This window comes from Isoptericola jiangsuensis (assembly GCF_048320105.1).
Taxonomy (GTDB): Bacteria; Actinomycetota; Actinomycetes; order Actinomycetales; family Cellulomonadaceae; genus Isoptericola; species Isoptericola jiangsuensis_A.
This window is the reverse complement of record NZ_CP182942.1, coordinates 3,263,353-3,281,788: the sequence shown is the minus strand read 5'-3', so window position 1 is coordinate 3,281,788 and position 18,436 is coordinate 3,263,353. Positions and strand designations below refer to the sequence as shown.

Sequence of the window (18,436 nt, the reverse complement as noted above, 5' to 3'; positions counted from 1 at the left end):
TGGCCCGCATACGCCGCAGACGGCGCCGTCCCGGCATCTATGCTCACGTACCGTGAACCACACGTCTGCCCGCCACGTCGCGCCCACCCGGGGCTCGATGTCCGGCGCGCCCTCCGGGGGCGAGCCCCACAAGGGTCCGGCGCACGCCCGCAGCCACCGTTCGGGCGTCGTCGCGCGCGGCATCGGTCTCGCGGTGACGGCGGTCCTGGTGTTCGTCGGCGTCGGCGCCGGCACGGCGGCCGTCCAGCTGCAGGGGAACATCACCCAGGTCGACGCGGAGGCCGCGCTCGGCACCGACCGACCGGAGGTCGTCACCCCGGACGACCCGAACGCCGGGTCGCCGTTGAACGTGCTGCTCCTCGGTTCCGACTCCCGCGGCGGGGACAACGCCGACGTCGTGGGCGACGGGGTGGAGGGCGCGCGGTCCGACACGACGATGATCATGCACATCTCGGCGGACCGGTCCCGAGTCGAGCTCATGTCGATCCCCCGCGACACCACCATCGACGTCCCCAGCTGCCCCACGTCCTCCGGCGGCGAGACGACGGCCCTGTCGGGAGTGAAGTTCAACTCGGCCTTCGCCCAGGGCGTCCTGACCGGCGGAGACGTCGAGTCGGGCGCCCTGTGCACGATGAAGACGATCGAGACGCTCTCCGACGTGCGCATGGACGGTTTCATCGTCATCGACTTCGCCGGGTTCGAGCAGATGATCGACGCGCTCGACGGCGTCGAGATGTGCATCCCGGAGGACATCAGCTCCGAGAAGGCGGACAACCTCGTGCTCGACGCCGGCGTCCAGACCCTCGACGGCTCGACCGCACTGAAGTACGCCCGCGCGCGCACCGGGGAAGGCCTCGGCGACGGGTCCGACATCGGGCGCATCGGTCGTCAGCAGGAGCTCATGGCGGCGCTCGCCCGCACGGTCCTGGGGCAGAACCTGCTGACCGACTCCCCGCAGCTCCTGGAGTTCCTCGGGGCGGTCACCGGGTCGCTCACCATGAGCAGCAACCTCGCCTCGATCCCGGGACTCGCCGGGCTCGCGTACAGCGCGCGCGACATCCGACCTGACACGATCTCCTTCATGACGGTCCCGTTCCAGTACGACCCGTCCAACCCGAACAACGTGATCTTCACCGACGAAGCCACGACGGTGTGGGACAACCTCCGGCACGATCGTCCCCTGAGCGACGCGATCGTCACCGAGGACGAGGCCACCGACGAGGACACGGCCGAGGACACGGCCGACGAGGGCGGGAACGGGTCCGACGAGAGCGCCGACCCGACGGACGAGCCCAGCGACGACGCCACCGAGGCCACCGACGAGGAGACCGCGCCGAGCCCCGAGCCGACCCGGACCCGCGACGCGGGCGAGGAAGCGTTCACCAGCGCTGACGTCACCTCGGTCTGCGGGTGATCCCATGAGCGACGACCGGCGCATCCCCCCGAGCTTCACGCCCCCCGGAGGGCGAGGCGAACGCCCCCGCCAGACGGGCGACGCCATCTCCGTCGGCGGCGACCGCCCCACGCCCCGCGGCGACGGCTCGCCCTCCCCCTCCGGACGCATCGGCCGGCGAGACGACGCCGTGCCCATGGAGCCGCGCGAACCACGGGTCCGTCGGCAGTCCTCCCGCGAGGTGCCGGTCACTCCCCCGCGTCGCACCGCGGTGCCGAACCGGCAGCCGCAGTCGTACCCGCCCCCGGTGGGCAGCAGCGCGCGCAGCGCCACCGACCGGCCCGCCTCGCACCCGCCCGCCTCCCGGCAGCCGTCGGGCACCCGGGTGATGCCCGCGCAGCAGCGGCCCGCGGCCGCCACGTCACGCTCGGGCGGGGGTCGTCCGCCGGGTGGCGGGGGCCGTCCCGGCGCGGCCGGGTCGAGCTCCGGCGGGATCCGCGTGCGCAAGGGACGCGTCGCCGTCCTCGCCCTGGTGGTCGTCCTGGTGCTGCTCCTGGCCTGGCCCATCGGCCTGGTGGTCTGGGCCAACGGCAAGATCCAGCACGTCGACGCGCTCTCGGACGCGTCCGGCACCCCCGGCACCACCTACCTGCTCGCGGGCAGCGACGCCCGTGGCACGGGCGGCATCGACGACGGCACCACCGGCGCGCGCACCGACTCGATCCTCCTGCTGCACAAGCCCCGCAGCGGACCGACCGCCCTCATCTCGATCCCGCGCGACACCTACGCGGAGATCCCCGGCAACGGGTCGAACAAGATCAACGCCTCCTACGCGTGGGGCGGGCCACCGCTGCTCGTGCAGTCGGTCGAACAGCTCACCGGCCTGACCGTGGACCACTACGCCGAGGTCGGCTTCGGTGCGCTCGAGGATCTCGTGGACGCCGTCGGCGGTGTCGAGCTCTGCTACGACGACACGGTGCACGACGAGAAGAGCGAGCTCGACTGGGAGGCCGGCTGCCACGTGGCGGACGGCGAGACGGCGCTGGCCTTCTCCCGCATGCGCTACTCCGACCCCAAGGGCGACATCGGACGCGCCGAGCGTCAGCGCCAGGTCATCTCGGCCGTCGCCGACGAGGTCGTGCAGCCCAGCCTGCTCCTCCAGCCCGGTCGTCAGGTCGAGCTGATCGAGGCCGGCACCGGCGCGCTCGTCGTCGACCAGGACACCGGCATCGTGAACCTCGGCCAGCTCGCCCTGGCGTTCCGCGCGGCCACCGGCCCGGAGGGCGTGACCGGCACGCCGCCCATCGCCGACCCCGGCTACCGGGCCGGCGACGGCAGCGGGTCCTCGGTGCTGCTCTCCGACGACGCCGACGAGTTCTGGGTCGACGTCCGCGACGGCGAGCTCGAGCCGGGGTCGACGGTCGGCGGGCTCGAGAACTGAGTCAGCGGGCGGTCCGCGCCCGGCGCAGCCGCTCGCCCTTGGCGTACGCCACGTCACGCAGGTCCGCCTGGAAGGCGACCATCCGTCCGCGCAGCGCGAGGGACGCGTCGTCCGTGCCCGCGCCGAGGATCTGCGCCGCGAGCAGGCCGGCGTTGCGGGCGCCCCCGATGGACACGGTCGCCACGGGGACCCCCGCCGGCATCTGCACGATGGACAGCAGCGAGTCCATGCCGTCCAGGTGCTTCAGCGGCACCGGCACACCGATGACGGGCAGCGGTGTCACGGCGGCGAGCATGCCCGGCAGGTGCGCCGCTCCCCCGGCCCCGGCGATGATCGCGCGCAGGCCACGGCCGGAGGCCTCCTGACCGTAGGCGATCATCTCGACGGGCATGCGGTGGGCCGAGACGACGTCGACCTCGTAGGTGACACCGAGCTCGTCCAGGGCGTCGGCGGCCGCCTCCATGACGGGCCAGTCGGAGTCCGACCCCATCACGATGCCGACCTCGGGTGTGTTCTCGCTCATGCGTCCTCAGTCCTCGTCGTGGATCTCGGGCCGCTCGCCGCGCAGCAGGGCTGCCGCACCGAGCGCACGACGACGGACCTCGTCCAGGTCGTCGCCGCTGACGTTCACGTGCCCGAGCTTGCGGCCGGGGCGGATGCCCTTGCCGTACAGGTTGACCCGGGCCTCGGGGAACCGCTCGCCGACGCCGGCGAGCGCGTCGGTGAGACGCTCCAGCGACGAACCCAGCACGTTGGCCATGACGGTCCAGCGCGCGACCGGCTCCGTGGAGCCCAGCGGAAGGTCGAGCACGGCACGCAGGTGCTGCTCGAACTGGCTCGTCACGGCCCCGTCGATCGTCCAGTGGCCCGAGTTGTGGGGGCGCATGGCGAGCTCGTTGACGAGCACCTGGGCGGCTCCGTCGGGCCCGCGCGTCTCGAACATCTCGACCGCGAGGACGCCGGTGACCCCGAGCCCGTCGGCGATCCGCACGGCGACCTCGCGCGCCGTGCGCGCCAGCTCGTCGGACAGGTCGGGCGCGGGCGCGACCACCTCGGCGCACACCCCGTCGCGCTGGACCGACTCCACCACGGGCCACGTCCGCACCTCGCCGGACGGCCTGCGCGCCACGAGCACCGCGAGCTCGCGGGTGAAGGGGACCTTGGCCTCGACCAGCAGCTCGGGGCCGCCGACGACGTGCGCCTCGAGCCAGTCGTCGACGTCGTCCGGCCCGCGCACGACCCGCACCCCCTTGCCGTCGTACCCGCCGCGCGCCGTCTTGACCACGGCGGACCCGTCGACGGTCCGCGCCAGGAACTGCGTCAGGGCGGTCCGCGCCGCGTCGGGGTCGGAGGGCAGCGCGGCCCAGTCGGGGCACGGCACACCCAGGTCGGTGAGCCGACGGCGCATCACGATCTTGTCCTGCGCGTGCACCAGGGCGTCCGGGCCGGGACGCACCGGCGTGCCCGTGCCGTCGAGATCCGCCAGCAGCCCGTTCGGCACGTGCTCGTGCTCGAACGTGAGGACGTCGGCGGCGGGACCGTCCGCGGGGCGCACCAGCGCCCGCACCGCGGCCTCGTCCCCGGCCGCACCCACCGGTGCGTCCACGACCACCTGGGCGGCCGACGTCGCCGCGTCCTCCACCAGGACACGCAGGTGCACACCGAGCTCGGCGGCCGCCGGCGCCATCATGCGGGCGAGCTGGCCGCCGCCGACGACGGCGACGACGGGCGGACCGGGTTCAGGTGCTGCGGATGCCACGGGGGAGGTCACGGACGTCAAGGATACCGGCCGCCCGCTCGGCGCCGAACAGCCGGGAAGACCCGGGCCGATAGGGTGGCGCGCATGTCCCCGCCGTCGACGCCGCCCACGACCGCACCCCGGGCGTGGCCGGTACGCGCCGTCGCGGCCGTGTGGGCACGACGCATCGAGCTCCTGCGCTTCGGCACCGTCGGCGGGGCCGCCTACGTCGTCAACCTCGTCGTCTTCAACCTGCTCCTGCACGGCCCGCCACCCTTCGACGTCCTGGCGCACAAACCCGTCACCGTCAACGTCATCGCCGTCGCCGTCTCGACGATGGTCGCCTGGATCGGCAACCGGTACTGGACCTTCGCCGAGCACCGCACGTCCCACCGCGTCCGCGAGCTCGTCGAGTTCGGCCTGGTCAACATCGGCGGCCTGGTCATCTCCTCGGCCTGCCTCGCGTTCTCGCGGTACGTGCTGGGCCTCGAGTCGCCGCTCGCGGACAACGTCGCCGCCAACGGCGTCGGCCTCGTGCTGGGCATGATCTTCCGGTACGTCATGTACCGCACCGTCGTGTTCCGCGGGAGCGCCTGAGAGCCGGCTCGCTCCGGGTCAGTCCTCGTCGTGGTGGTGGAGCCAGCCTCGACGGCGCCCGCGCGACGAGATCGTGGTCCCCGGCGGCAGCACGACCCGCGGGTCCAGGGTCCGCGGAACACCGGCGAGGAACACCCGGAAGACGGGCGGGCGGCGCTGCGCGAGCTCCAGCCGTCCCCCATCGGCCGCCACCAGGTCACGCGCCAGCGCGAGACCGAGTCCGGTGCTCCCCCCGGTGGTGGCGCCGCGCTCGAACACACGGGGCGCGATCTCGTCGTCGACGCCGGGCCCCTCGTCGGTGACCTCCAGCGCCACCGCGCCCTTCGGCCCGGACGGTTTGGACCGGACCGTCGTCGTCCCGTCGCCGTACTTGAGGGAGTTCTCCAGCAGCGTCGCGATCACCTGGGCCAGGGCGCCGGGCGTCGCCAGCACGCGATGGTCGGGTGCGACGTCGACCACGAGCTCGCGCCCGGCGTTCGCGAACGTGTCGGCCCACTCCTCGTGCTGCTGGGTGACGACGTCGACCAGTGCGACGGCCTCCGTCGTCCCGCCCTGCGAGCGGCGGGAGGTCGACATCAGGTCGTCGACGACGTGCACGAGACGTTCCACCTGCTCCAGGGAGACCCGTGCCTCCTCGACGACGTCGTCGTCGTCGGAGGTCAGCATGATCTCCTCCAACCGCATGGACAGGGCGGTCAGCGGGGTGCGCAGCTGGTGGGAGGCGTCCTGGGCGAACTGCCGCTCGGCGGCGAGACGGCCCGCCAGGCGGTCGGCGCTGCGGGCGAGCTCCGCCGCGACCAGGTCGATCTCCTCGACCCCGGACGGTTCCAGGCTCGGGCGGACCTGCCCGGACCCGAGCTGCTCGGCCGACGCCGCGAGGTAGACGAGCGGCGCGGCCAACCGGTTGGCCTGCCAGACCGCCATGGCGATCCCGGCCCCGATGGCGACCACACCGGCCACGACGACCAGGGCCACTATCTGCGCGGCCTGGACGTACACGCCCCAGGCGGACACCTCGAAGGACACCCACGCGCGGTTGTCGGTCTCGGCGGACTTGAGGATGGCGGGCGGGTTGGGGTCCTCGCCGTAGGTGAGCTGCTCGCCGTCCGGCAGGCTCACGGTCACCCGTGCCGCCAGGTCACCGGAGCGGCCCTCCGAGGCGCGTCGGAGCTGGTCGTCGGCCGGGCTCTCACCCCGTTCGACGGCGCGCTCGACGGTCGCGGCGAACGACACGGTCCGGTCGTTGACGCGCTGCTCCTGCGTCGCGACCACGTAGCGGGCTCCGAAGATGCCCAACGGGACGCCGAGCAGGATCACCGCGACGGCGACCGCCGAGATCGTCGCCAGGAGGACGCGACGGCGCACCGGACCTCAGACCTGCGAGCCGAGCTCGAAACGGAACCCGAGACCGCGGACCGTCGAGACGTACCGCGGGGCGTTGGCGTCGTCACCGAGCTTGCGGCGCAGCCACGACACGTGCATGTCGAGCGTCTTGGTGGAGCCGACCGGGTCGGACCCCCAGACGTCCCGCATGAGCGTGTCGCGCACCACGACGGACCCGGCGTTGCCGACCAGCACCTTGAGCAGGTCGAACTCCTTGGTGGTGAGGTGCAGCTCCCGCTCCCCCTGGAAGGCGCGGTGCGCGGAGACGTCCACGCGCACGTCCTGGGCGCGCAGCTCCTCCTCCTCACCCGTCTCGCCGTGGGTGCGCCGCAGCAGCGCCCGGACCCGGGCGAGCAGCTCGGCGAGCCGGAACGGCTTGGTGACGTAGTCGTCGGCGCCGGCGTCGAGACCGACGACCAGGTCGACCTCGTCGGCGCGGGCGGTCAGCACGAGGATCGGGGTGCTCAGTCCGCGCCCGCGGATCTCCCGTGCGACGTCGAGGCCGTCGACGTCCGGCAGGCCGAGGTCGAGGACGACGATGTCGGCGTCACCGGCGTTGTCGATGGCGCCTTGACCGGTTCCTTGCACGACGACGTCGTAACCCTCACGAGTGAGGGCCCGCGCCAAAGGCTCGGCAATCGCCGGGTCATCTTCGGCCAGCAGTACGTGGGTCATTCCCTCATGCTAGCGGCAATATGACTGGTCCCTGCACGTCAGGACACGCCGTGAGCGGCCGTTTCGTCTCACCCTCCCGCCTCACCCCGCTCCGGCACGACCGGCTCCTCCCCCGGGTGGACGTGCGGCCACGTCGAGGCTGCCTAGGGTGGCCCTCATGGGCTGGTACGCACGCACCGTCCGGTGGTTCGAGGGCCATCGGTTCACGGTCGACGCCACCGTGGTCGCCCTGTTCGCCCTCGTCGTGGCCGCCACGTCCACCGACCTGACGAACTACGCCGGCGGTCGCAGCGCCGCGACCGTCCTCTGGTCCCTCGCCGTCGCCGTGCCGCTCGCCTGGCGGCGCGTGCGCCCCGTGGCCTCCGCCGTCGCCGTCTACGCCGTGGCCCTCGCCCATCTCCTGGCCGGCTTCCCGCTGCTCCTGCCCGCCGACGTCGCCGTGCTCGTCGCGCTGTACTCGGTGACCGTCTACGGGCCGCGCTGGGCCCACCGCACCGCCATCGCCTCCACCGCGGCGGGCTGCCTGCTCCTCGTGGTGGTCGCCTCCGTCCGGAGCTCCGGCCTCGGCAGCCCGGCGGACGTCGCCGACCTGCTCCCGATCAGCGTGTTCCTGGGGTCCATCGCCCTGGCCGTCTGGGCTTTCGGGCTCACCCGCCGCTATCGGCGCGTGACCACCGAGACGCTGCGCGACCGTGCCGAACGCCTCGAGGTGGAACGCGACCAGCAGGCACAGATCGCCACCGCGGCCGAGCGCGCCCGCATCGCCCGCGAGATGCACGACATCGTCGCCCACTCCCTGTCCATCGTCGTCGCGCAGGCGGACGGGGGCCGCTACGCCGCCGCGAGCGACCCCGCCGCCGCCGCGCGGTCGCTCACCGTCATCTCGGAGACGGGCCGAGCGGCCCTCGCCGACATGCGACGACTTCTCGGTGTGCTGCGCGACGACACCATCGACCGGACCGCGGGCGACGGTTCGCCGCCGCCGCACCACCCGGCGCCCCTCGACCCCCGGCGGGCACCCGCCCCACCGGCGTCGCCGCGGACCGCCGCGTCGACGGTGCGGCCCGGGCGAGCACGACGACGGCCGGGACGACGTCGGCGACGCCAGCGACGTCGTCGGGCGCACCCCTGGCTCCGCAGCCGGACGACGCCGACCTCGAGACGCTCGTCGCCCAGGCGCGCGACGCCGGGACGCGCGTCTCGCTCGTGCGCGTCGGCACGCCGCGGCGCCTGCCCCCGGGGGCCGGGCTCACGCTGCACCGCGCCGCCCAGGAGGCCCTGAGCAACGTCCGCAAGCACGCCGGCCCCGACCCGGGCGTGACCGTCGTGGAACGCTGGGAGTCCGACGCGGTGGTCCTCGAGGTGTCCGACGACGGACGCGGCGCGGCCGCCGGCACCGGCGAGCCCGGGTACGGGCTGCTCGGCATGCGTGAACGGGCCGCGATGTTCGGCGGGAACGTCGTCACCGGTCCGCGCCCGGGCGGGGGCTGGCGGGTACGGTTCACGATGCCGCTGCCGAGTCGGCAGAACGGCTCGCCGCCGCCCCCGACGGCGCCGGCGAGTCCGCCGGCACCGGCCTCACCCGGGGCACCAGGAGCACCAGCCGCTCCGCCGACACAGGAGGACCGATGAGCGAGCCCGTCCGCGTCGCGCTGGTCGACGACCAGCAGCTCGTCCGCGCGGGCTTCCGCATGGTCATCGACTCCCAGCCGGACCTCACGGTGGCCGTCGAGGCGGGCGACGGCGCCGAGGCGCTGCAGCTCCTCGCCCGCGAGCGCGTCGACGTCGTCCTCATGGACGTGCGCATGCCCACCATGGACGGGATCACCGCCACGGCACGGCTCACCGCGGTACCCGACTCGCCGCGCGTCGTCGTGCTGACGACGTTCGACCTCGACGAGTACGTCGTGGAGGCGATCCGTGCCGGGGCGTCGGGGTTCCTGCTGAAGGACGCCCCGCCCGAGGAGATGCTGGCCGCGATCCGCACCGTGCACCGCGGCGACGCCGTCATCGCGCCGTCGTCGACCCGCAGGCTCCTGGAGCACCTCGTCACCGCGCTGCCGGTGTCCGCCACCTCGACCGCGCACGACGCCCTGGACGCGCTCACCGACCGCGAGCGCGAGGTCCTCGTGCTCATGGCCAGGGGCCGGTCCAACACCGAGATCGCCGCTGACCTGTACGTCGCCGAGGCCACCGTCAAGACGCACGTCGGCCGGGTGCTGGCCAAGCTCGGAGCACGCGACCGCGTGCAGGCCGTGGTGACCGCGTACGAGACCGGGCTCGTGCGTCCGGGCTCCTGAGGGCACCACTACCCTGGGGGCCGTGCCGACCGACGCCCCCGATCCCGTCGCGACGTCGGCCACCGTGCAGACGACCACCGAGCAGACGACCACCGAGCAGACGACCACCGAGCAGGCGGGCGGGCGACCGGCTCCCGCGCCCGCTGCCGAGGAGCGGTGGGAGCGCCGCTTCGCCGTGCCGGTGCTCGTCGCCGCGCTGGCCTCGGTCCCCGCGGTGTGGCTGACCCTGCTGGACGAGCCCTACGCCACCGTCGGCACCGTGGCCAGCCTGCTCACCGGAGCGGTGCTCCTGGCCGAGACGGTGGTGCTGTTCGCGGTGTCGCCGCAGAAGTGGCGCTGGCTGCGCGAGCACCGGTGGCTGGTGGTGGTGACGGTCGCGATCGTGGCCTCGGCCGTCCTGGCGATCGGTCCGACCCAGCTGCTGCGCCTCGTGCGGGCCGTCGGGGCCCTGCGTGTCCTGCGGGCGCGGCACATCGTGCGTGCGGGCCGTCGCGTGATGGGCCATGCCGCCCTGGACAAGCGGTGGGAACGTGCGCTCACCGGGGTCGTCGTCGCCGTCGTGGCGGCCTTCGTCGCGGTCGTCCTGGCCGACCCGACGTCGCAGAGCCGGGTGCTCCTGGAGGGGCTCGTGGGCGGCCCGGCCTACGGGTGGATCGTCGTGGCGGCCGGGCTCCTGCTCTCCGCGGCGGTCTTCGTCCTGGTCCGCGCCCGAGGCCGGAGTCATCCCCCGGGTCATCCCTCGGGTCATCCCCGAGGATGACGCCGTCGCCCTCAGGACCACACCACGGGCCGACGACACCGGCACGGCGGCGTCCGTAGCGTCGGTGGTGTCATCGGTCCCGTGCGCGGGGCCGTCCCGAGCAGACCCGTGGAGACCTGAAGTGGACACCACCGTGTACGTCCCCGTCGACGACGGCGCCGCCGGCGCCTCGCAACCCCGGCCGGTGCCACCGCGGCGGCCCCCGCCGTGCGTGCCCGCTCGCTGCGCAAGACCTACGGGACGGGCGAGGCGCAGGTGCGCGCCCTGGACGGCGTCGACGTCGACTTCGCCTCCGGCCGCTTCACCGCGATCATGGGCCCCTCCGGCTCGGGCAAGTCCACCCTCATGCACCTGCTCGCCGGCCTCGACACGGCGACGAGCGGTCAGGCGTTCGTCGGCACCACCGACGTGACCGCCCTCGGGGACAAGGCCCTGACGAGACTGCGGCGCGACCGCATCGGCTTCGTGTTCCAGCAGTTCAACCTGCTGCCGATGTTCACCGCGGAGCAGAACATCACGCTGCCCGTCGAACTCGCCGGCGGCACCGTGGACCGCGCCTGGCTCGACACCCTGGTGCGCACGCTGGGCCTGCAGCAGCGGTTGACCCACCGTCCGTCCGAGCTGTCCGGCGGGCAGCAGCAGCGCGTCGCCATCGCCCGCGCCCTCGTCGCGCAGCCGGAGGTGGTGTTCGCCGACGAACCCACCGGCAACCTGGACTCGCGGTCCGGCGTGGAGGTGCTGAGCTTCCTGCGCCGTTCCGTCCGTGAGCTGGGCCGCACGATCATCATGGTCACGCACGACCCGGCGGCCGCCGCGTACGCCGACCGCGTCGTGCTCATCGCGGACGGCCGGATCGCCGGGGAGATCACCGACCCGACGCCGGAGGCGGTCCTCGCCGGCCTGGACGCGCTGCGCTCCCTCGAGGCGCCGGTGGCCGACGACGGCGCGAAGGCGGGTGCCTGATGCTGCGGATCACGCTGGCGCAGATGCGTCGCAGCGTGGGACGGCTGACGGCCGCCGGGATCGCGATCGCCATCGGCACCGCGTTCGTCGCGGCGACCCTGCTCGCCGCCGGCGTCATCACGCGCACGACGTACGACTCCGTGGCCGCACGCTACGCGGACGCCGACCTCGTCGTCCTCGGCACCGTGGACGACCCGCTGACACCGGCGGACGTGGCAGCGGTGGACGCCGTCGACGACGTCAGCGCGACCGCGTCGCTGGACACCACGTGGGCGACGTTCACCCGCGGCGCCCGCACCGTCTTCCAGGCGACCGTGCCCGTGGTGGACGACGCCCTGATGCCGCTGGAGGTCTCCGACGGCGCGATGCCGACGGCGGACGGCGAGGTGGCCCTGCCCACCGACGTCGCCGAGCGGCTCGGCGTGGAGGTCGGCGGCACCGTCACGGCCGGGCACGACGTCCTCGACGGGGACCAGTGGGAGACCAGCACCGACGAGCTCACCGTCACCGGGCTCGTCACCGACCCTGCCGGGGCGTACCTGCAGCTGGGCGGCGCCGCCGTGCTGCCCGCCGGCACGTTCGAGACCTGGCAGGCCGACTCCACCGGCGTCGATCCCGGCGTGTCCGAGCTCGCCGTCTCCCTGACCGACGGGACCGACGTCGAGGCGGCCCGCACCGCGCTGGAACAGGCGGTCGGCGCGTCCACGACGGACGGGCGCGAGGTCGTCACGACCGACGAACGGGCCGCCGACGTGACCGCCCAGTTCACGGGCGGCCAGGACCTTCTGTTCCTCGTGTTCACGCTGACGTTCGCCGCGATCGCCCTGCTCGTGGCGGGCCTGGTCATCGCCAACACGTTCCAGGTGCTGGTCGCCCAGCGCACCCGCACCCTCGCGCTGCTGCGCTGCGTCGGCGCGGACAAGGGCCAGGTGGGCCGCGGCGTCCTCCTCGAGGCCGCGATCGTCGGGGTCGTGGCGTCAGCGGCCGGCGTCGTCGTCGGGACGGCGCTCGGCCAGGCCGCCCTGTGGGTGGCGCACGCCCTGGACGTCCCGGTGCCGCTGCCGTCGACCGTGACGGTCACGTGGCAGGTCGTCGTGCTGCCGGTCGTGGTGGGCACGCTGGTGACGGTCCTCGCCGCACTCGTCCCGGCACGCGCCGCCACCCGCGTCGCGCCCCTGGCCGCGATGCGTCCCGCGGAGGCTCCCGTCGCGCGAGGCGCCGGTCGGGTGCGCCTGGTGCTGTCCCTGGCGGCCACGGTGCTGGGCTTCGGCCTGCTGGCCGCGGGCGCCGCGCTGGGCACGCTCGCGCAGGAGCCGACCTTCGGCCTGCTCGCCGGGGTCGCGGGCGGCGGCCTGTCGTTCGTCGGGGTCGCGGTCGGTGCGGTGTTCTGGCTGCCCCGGGTCACGGCGCTCGCCGGCCGGCTCGTCGGCGCGTCCGGTCCGACGGCGCGGCTCGCCGCGGCGAACACCTCGCGCAACCCGCGCCGCACGGCGGCGACGTCGACGGCGCTGCTCATCGGCGTCACCCTCGTGGCGATGATGTCGACCGGCGCGGCCAGCGCGCGGTCGTCGCTGACCAGCGCCCTGGACGAGGCGTACCCGGTGGACGTGGCGCTCAGCTCGGCGGTGTGGGACGCCGACGGTGCGGTCGACCCGCTGCCCGCCGGGCTCGCCGCCGACGTCGCGGCGCTCGACGGCGTGGACGACGTCGTCCCGGTGTCGTCGGTGTACCCCGAGATCACCTGGCCGGGAGCGACCGGGGACGACGCCTACCGGCCACAGGTCGTGGCCGTGGACCCGGACGTGGGCCGGGAGGTCGTGCGCACCGACGCCCTCGACGAGCTCCGGCCGGGCACGATCCTGCTGCCGGACTGGGCCGTGTCGGGCACCGAGGTCCCGGACACGGTCACCGTCGCGGGCCCGACGGGCACCCTCGAGATGGACGTCGTCGTCGCTCCTGCGGACGCGTGGGGCGCCGCAGTGACCGCCGAGGACGCGGAGCTGCTCGCCGGAGACCTGACGGCCAGCGACCTGTGGGTCGGCCTGACGGACGTCGGGGTTGCCACCGACGTCGTGCCGCAGGTCCAGGACCTCGTCTCGGACGCCGGGAGCTCGGTGCAGGTGACGGGTGCCGCCGTGGAGCGCGCGAGCTTCGAGCGGGTGATCGACACCCTGCTGGGCATCGTCGTCGGGCTGCTGGCCGTGGCCGTGGTCATCGCGCTGATCGGCGTGGCCAACACGCTGTCCTTGTCGGTCATCGAACGCCGTCGGGAGTCGGCGACGCTGCGCGCGATCGGCCTGTCGAAGGCCCAGCTGCGCGGCATGCTCGCGATCGAGGGGCTGCTCATCGCGGGGGTCGGTGCGGTGCTGGGGATCGCGCTGGGGCTCGTCTACGGGTGGGCGGGGTCGGCCGCCGCGCTGGGGGTGATGGGGGACGTCGTCCTCGCCGTGCCGTGGCGGGACGTGGTCCTGACCCTCGTGGTGGCCCTGGTGGCCGGGCTGGTCGCCTCGGTGGTCCCGGCGCGCGCCGCGCTCGAGGCGTCGCCGGTGGAGGCGCTGGCAGCCGAGTAGGGCCCTGGTGACGCAGCGTCCGTCCACAACCTGTGGACGGACGCTGCGGCGTGGGGGCACCCCCGGCAGGCTTGCCCCGTGCCAGTCCGTCTCACCCTCCATCCCGGCGAGGACGTCGACCTGCCCGACGGTGTCCGCCTGGGCGACGTCCGCGCCGAGCTCGCGCGCATCGTGCGCCGGCCCGAGCTGCTCCGCGCGGACCTCCTCGCCGACGGCACGCCCGTCGGGGACGGTTCCGTCGTGGGCCGTCGGCCGCTGCTGCCCGGCGCCACCCTCCGCGCCGTGCCCGGCCCGGGGCCCCACCAGAGATCCGGCACGGGGTCCGAGGGATCCGGCCCGGTGCCCGCCGATCCCGACGTGGAGGCTCTGCGCAGCCCGTGGGTGGTGCGCAGCACCACCGGACCGGCCACCGGCGATCCCCGTGCGCTCGCCCCAGGCCGACCGGTGAGCCTCGACGCGCACGTCACGATCGACATCGACGGGCGCGGTCGGCCCCGGATCCGTCCCGACGCGCCCTGGCGGGCGGCCGCGCGGGCGGCCGGGCGGGCGGCCGGGCGGGCGACCGGTCAGGGCGCCGGGCGCCCGCGCACCGGGCCGTCCCTGCACCGGCCCGGACGCGGCCGCGAGCGCCGAAGCCGCCTCCTGGTGCCCCGTCGCTGGCACGAGGGCGACGTGCTGGAGGTGGCCGGCGGGGCGTACGCGCTGGAACGCTCGGGCGACGCCGTCACGCTGCTGGCGCCGGAGCCGCTCCCGGCCACCGCCGAGCCCGCCGTCCGCGGCACGATGCTGCTGGTCGGGGTGGTTCCCGTGGTGGGCTCGATCGCGCTGGCCGTCGCGCTCCGCCAGCCGCTGTACGCCCTCTTCTCCCTGGTCGGGATCGCGACCCTGGTGCCGCAGCTGGTCGCGCTGGTCCGTCGGCGACACCAGGCCCCACCGGCACCGGGCGAGGACCCACCGGTCGGCACCGACCCGGGCCGCACGCTCGCACGGGTGACGGCGCTCCACGAGATCTCGGACGGGGCGTGGGCTGCTCTGCTGGACCGGGTGGCCGAGCGAGCACGGTCGGGTTCCGGGTCCGGTCCGGCGCCGCGTGGTGGGGCGACAGGGCTGGTGCCCGACGGCGCGCTGGCGGTCCGCGGGCCGCAGGCCGTGGCGCGAGCCGTGGCGCGAGCGGTCGCCGTCGATCTCGCCGCGACGGGAGCGGCGGTCGAGGTCGCCGGTCCGGGCCGGGGCTCGTGGTCGTGGTGCCGCTGGCTGGCGCCGCAGGGTGACGGGCCGCGCGTCCTCGTCGTCGACGGTCCGGTCGGCACGGCCGGGCCTCTGGTCGACGAGGCTCGGCACCGGGGCGACGTCGTCGTCCTCTGCCTGCCGGACCCGCTGGACGGACCACCGGTCGCCGTCCCGGGCTGGTGCCGCACCGTGCTCACCGTGACGGGGCGGCAGGTGCTGCGCTCCGCTCCCGACGGCGGCACGGTGCGGCACGAGGTGCGCGGCCTGTCCGCGGCGGCCGCCGAGCGCACCGCACGACGGCTCGCCGGTCTGCGCGCGCTCGGGCGGAACCTGGGGGAGCTCGCTGTCGCACGCACCCGCCACGCCCCCGGTCCGCAGGACGAGATCGACCCGGTCGCGGCTCGCCTTCCCACGACCGTCCCTCTCGCGGGCCTGGTCGGGCACACGGACCTGGCCGAACGGTGGGCCCGGGCGACGAGATGGTCGGTGCCGGTCGGTGTCTCGGCATCGGGCGTCGTCCACCTGGACCTGGTCGCCGACGGCCCGCACCTGCTGGTGGCGGGCACCACCGGGTCGGGCAAGTCGGAGCTGCTGCAGTCCCTCGTCCTGGGGCTCGCGCTGACCCGCTCCCCTGCCGACCTCGCCCTGGTGCTCGTGGACTTCAAGGGGGGTGCGTCCTTCGGCCGGTGCGCGGACCTGCCGCACGTCGTCGGTCAGGTCACCGACCTCGAGCCAGGGCTCGCCGCCCGCGCGCTGTCCGGGCTGCGCGCCGAGCTCCGGCGTCGCGAGCAGGTGCTGGCGGCCCGTCGCGCGGCCTCGTGGCAGGACGCGCCGCGCGGCACCCTGCCCCGTCTGGTGGTCGTCATGGACGAGTTCCGGGCGCTGGCGGACGAGCTGCCCGAGTTCCTGCCCGGGCTCCTGCGGGTCGCTGCTCAGGGCCGGTCGCTGGGCGTGCACCTGGTGCTGGCGACGCAGCGCCCCGCCGGTGCGGTCGGTCCCGACGTGCGGGCCAACATCTCGACGCGCGTCGCCCTGCGCGTGGTCGACGCCGCCGACTCCCACGACGTCGTCGATTCGGCTGCGGCCGCACGGATCCCCGTGACGGCCCCGGGGCGGGCGGTGCTGCGGATCGGCTCGGCACCGCCCGTCGTGCTGCAGTGCGCCCATGCCGCGGCGCGCGCCGACGACGGTCCACGGGTGACACGCTCCACACCCTGGCGCGGGCTCGACCCGACGTCGTCCGGGCACCAGGACTCCGCCGACGCCACCCGTACCGGGGCGGGCGCTCCGCCGTCCGACACGGTCGCGGAGGCGGTGGCTGCCGCGCAGGCTGCCGCCGCCGCGCTGGACCACCGGCCGGGGCCCGCGCCGTGGCTCCCTCCCCTGCCCGAGGACGTGACCGTCGCGACCCTGCCCCTCGGTGCGGCACCGGCCGCCGACGGGGCCGGTCTGCCGCTCGCCCTGGCGGACGACCCCGAGGGGCAGCGGCAGCACGTCGTCGCCTGGGACCCGTCGGCCGGGCACCTGGCGGTCGTCGGGCGCGCCCGCTCGGGCCGCACGACGGCGTTGCTCACGCTGGCCTCGGCGGCGCTCGACCGCGGCTGGCACGTGCACGCGCTCGTACCACGGGCAGCGGCGGAGAGCTTCCGCCACCTGACCGGGCACCCGTGCTTCGGGACGCTCGCTCACGCCGACGACCCTCGGCTGGCGCGGCGGCTCCTCCACCTCCTGACCGTGGCGGACGGCTCCCCCACGGACGACCCCGGCGACGGTGGTGGACGCGGCGGCCACCCCCGGGCGACGACGGCCGGCGGGGACGGTCCGCCCGGGGTCCTCGTGGTCGTCGACGGCGTGGAGGAGGTGCGCGCCGCGGTGTGTGGCCTCGACCCGTGGGACACCTTGACCACGGCGCTGGCCGCGGGACGGGCCGCGTTCGCGGTGACGGCGGAGACCGCCTCGGTCGGTGGGCTCGCCGCCCGTGTCGGGCCCCGCCTGGTGCTGCTCGGCACCGACCAGCACCAGGACGTCGTGCTGGGAGCGCCCTCCACGCTCGCCGGGACCGGCGGCCCGCCGGGACGGGCGGCGTGGTCGTCCACCGAGGGGGCGACGTCCTGCCAGGTGCTGCTTCCCCTCGCGCCGCAGGGCCCGCCGGCCGGCCGCCGGGCGGCGGGCCCCGCCGTCGCGGGGCCGCTCCGACTGCGGCGTCTGCCCGACGTCGTCCACGCGGCCGACCTCGTCACCGAGGACGCGGTCACGGACGGCCTCGGGCCGGGTCACGGGTCCGCGTGCGCGGCGGCACCGGCATCGACCCGGCCCTGGCAGGTGGTGGTGGGGATCGGGGGCGACGACGCGCGACCCGTGGCTCTCGACGTGGGCGGCGGTGCGCTGGTCGTGGGGCCCCGAGGATCGGGCCGGACGACCGTGCTGCGGCACGTGGTGCGCGCGCTGGCCGCCCGAGGACGGCTCGCGGGGGTGGTCTCCCGTGACCCCGCGCTGCGTGCCGACGCCGGTGAGGTGCCGTGCGCCGGCACGTCCCCGGCGGCCGTGCGTTCCCTCCTCGACGCCCTCTGCACCGACGGGGACGCTCCGTCCGGTCAGGTCCTCGTCGTGGACGACCTCGATCTGCTGGCACAGTCCTGTCCCGTCGAGGTCGAACGGCTGAGCGCACCGGACCTGCCCCTGGGGCCGGTCGAGCTGGTCGCCTCGGTCACCACGCAGGGGGCGCTGATGGCGCACCGTGGCCCGGTGGCCGAGCTGCGCGGGCGCCGCACCGGGCTGGTCCTGGGACCCGGCGAGCGCGGGTCGGACGAGGTCCTGGGCACCGCGCTCAGCGACGTCGTCGACCCCGGTCCCCCGCGGCCGGGGCGAGGGGTGCTGGTGCTGGCCGGTACCGCGACGCCCGTGCAGACGGCGGGCCCGCCCCGGCGGGCCGCCACGCCGACGTCAGCCGACGGTGTACTCCACGACCCGGCGGGTCATCAGTCCCACGAGGGCGAAGGCGGCGAGCGCGAGCGCGAGCGCACCACCCAGCACGGCCCACGGCGTCCCGCTCGTCAGCAGCGCCAGTCCGATGAGCGCCTGGAAGACCTGCCAGCCGGCGACGACGGCACGCCCGGATCGGCGGCCCTCGCTCAGCGCGCGGGCGCACGCCGCGAGCACCCAGGCGAGCCCGAGGAAGAACGCCACGACGAACAACGAGACACCGACGCTCGACGAACCGCCCCGCACGAGCTCGACGACGACCGCCACCGCGAAGGCGGCGAAGGTGACGACCTCGAGTGCGACGACGGCCACCACGGCGGTCAGGAGCGCCGGGCGTGGCGGCCGCACCGCGGGCGGGAGATCGGCCTCGGGGACCTCGGATCCGGACATCACCCGTGAGGATA

General features: G+C 75.1%; 14 protein-coding genes. 10 read left to right on the top strand and 4 right to left on the bottom strand.

Annotated features, from left to right (window positions below; genetic code table 11):
* Positions 1-52: 52 nt before the first annotated feature.
* Positions 53-1,414 carry an LCP family protein gene (locus tag ACNHYB_RS15025; protein ID WP_418276158.1) on the top strand — a complete coding sequence of 454 codons (1,362 nt, stop codon included), beginning with the start codon at positions 53-55 and terminating at the stop codon, positions 1,412-1,414.
* A gap of 4 nt (positions 1,415-1,418) precedes the next feature.
* The gene (locus tag ACNHYB_RS15020) at positions 1,419-2,834 is read left to right on the top strand and encodes an LCP family protein (protein ID WP_418276157.1); all 1,416 of its coding nucleotides are present in this window, start codon (positions 1,419-1,421) and stop codon (positions 2,832-2,834) included.
* A 1-nt stretch (position 2,835) separates the two neighbouring features.
* On the opposite strand, the gene purE is transcribed toward ACNHYB_RS15020, so the two are convergent.
* Positions 2,836-3,357: a 5-(carboxyamino)imidazole ribonucleotide mutase gene (purE, locus tag ACNHYB_RS15015; protein WP_418276156.1), complete on the bottom strand. Its 522-nt coding sequence runs from the start codon at positions 3,355-3,357 to the stop codon at positions 2,836-2,838.
* A 6-nt stretch (positions 3,358-3,363) separates the two neighbouring features.
* Entirely contained in the window at positions 3,364-4,605 is a 1,242-nt protein-coding gene (locus ACNHYB_RS15010) for a 5-(carboxyamino)imidazole ribonucleotide synthase (protein ID WP_418276155.1), read from the bottom strand.
* 72 nt (positions 4,606-4,677) lie between these two features.
* Between ACNHYB_RS15010 and ACNHYB_RS15005 the strand changes: the two genes are divergently transcribed.
* Positions 4,678-5,169, top strand: a complete 492-nt coding sequence (locus ACNHYB_RS15005) for a GtrA family protein (RefSeq protein ID WP_418276154.1) — start codon at positions 4,678-4,680, stop codon at positions 5,167-5,169.
* An 18-nt stretch (positions 5,170-5,187) separates the two neighbouring features.
* Here the strand turns inward: ACNHYB_RS15005 and ACNHYB_RS15000 are convergent, their stop codons facing one another.
* On the bottom strand, positions 5,188-6,534 hold the full coding sequence (locus ACNHYB_RS15000) for an ATP-binding protein (RefSeq protein ID WP_418276152.1): 1,347 nt from the start codon (positions 6,532-6,534) through the stop codon (positions 5,188-5,190).
* Positions 6,535-6,540: 6 nt separating this feature from the next.
* Entirely contained in the window at positions 6,541-7,227 is a 687-nt protein-coding gene (locus ACNHYB_RS14995) for a response regulator transcription factor (RefSeq protein ID WP_418276151.1), read from the bottom strand.
* Between the two features lie 157 nt (positions 7,228-7,384).
* Between ACNHYB_RS14995 and ACNHYB_RS14990 the strand changes: the two genes are divergently transcribed.
* The 7 genes from ACNHYB_RS14990 (at position 7,385) to ACNHYB_RS14960 (ending at position 18,431) form a co-directional block, all read left to right on the top strand.
* Complete coding sequence (locus ACNHYB_RS14990; protein WP_418276150.1) at positions 7,385-8,509, top strand: sensor histidine kinase; 1,125 nt, start codon at positions 7,385-7,387, stop codon at positions 8,507-8,509.
* Positions 8,434-8,859, top strand: coding sequence for a sensor histidine kinase (locus ACNHYB_RS14985; protein ID WP_418276149.1), 426 nt, complete (start codon positions 8,434-8,436; stop codon positions 8,857-8,859). Before ACNHYB_RS14990 ends, ACNHYB_RS14985 begins: the two co-directional genes overlap by 76 nt.
* Positions 8,856-9,527: a response regulator gene (locus tag ACNHYB_RS14980; protein WP_418276148.1), complete on the top strand. Its 672-nt coding sequence runs from the start codon at positions 8,856-8,858 to the stop codon at positions 9,525-9,527. Before ACNHYB_RS14985 ends, ACNHYB_RS14980 begins: the two co-directional genes overlap by 4 nt.
* Positions 9,528-9,549: 22 nt before the next feature.
* Positions 9,550-10,287 carry a hypothetical protein gene (locus ACNHYB_RS14975; RefSeq protein ID WP_418276147.1) on the top strand — a complete coding sequence of 246 codons (738 nt, stop codon included), beginning with the start codon at positions 9,550-9,552 and terminating at the stop codon, positions 10,285-10,287.
* Between the two features lie 207 nt (positions 10,288-10,494).
* Positions 10,495-11,250 carry an ABC transporter ATP-binding protein gene (locus ACNHYB_RS14970; RefSeq protein ID WP_418276146.1) on the top strand — a complete coding sequence of 252 codons (756 nt, stop codon included), beginning with the start codon at positions 10,495-10,497 and terminating at the stop codon, positions 11,248-11,250.
* Positions 11,250-13,820, top strand: coding sequence for an FtsX-like permease family protein (locus ACNHYB_RS14965; protein WP_418276145.1), 2,571 nt, complete (start codon positions 11,250-11,252; stop codon positions 13,818-13,820). Before ACNHYB_RS14970 ends, ACNHYB_RS14965 begins: the two co-directional genes overlap by 1 nt.
* A gap of 78 nt (positions 13,821-13,898) precedes the next feature.
* A complete protein-coding gene (locus ACNHYB_RS14960; protein WP_418276144.1) occupies positions 13,899-18,431 on the top strand; it encodes an FtsK/SpoIIIE domain-containing protein in 4,533 nt (1,510 codons plus the stop codon).
* The last annotated feature ends 5 nt before the right edge of the window (positions 18,432-18,436 follow it).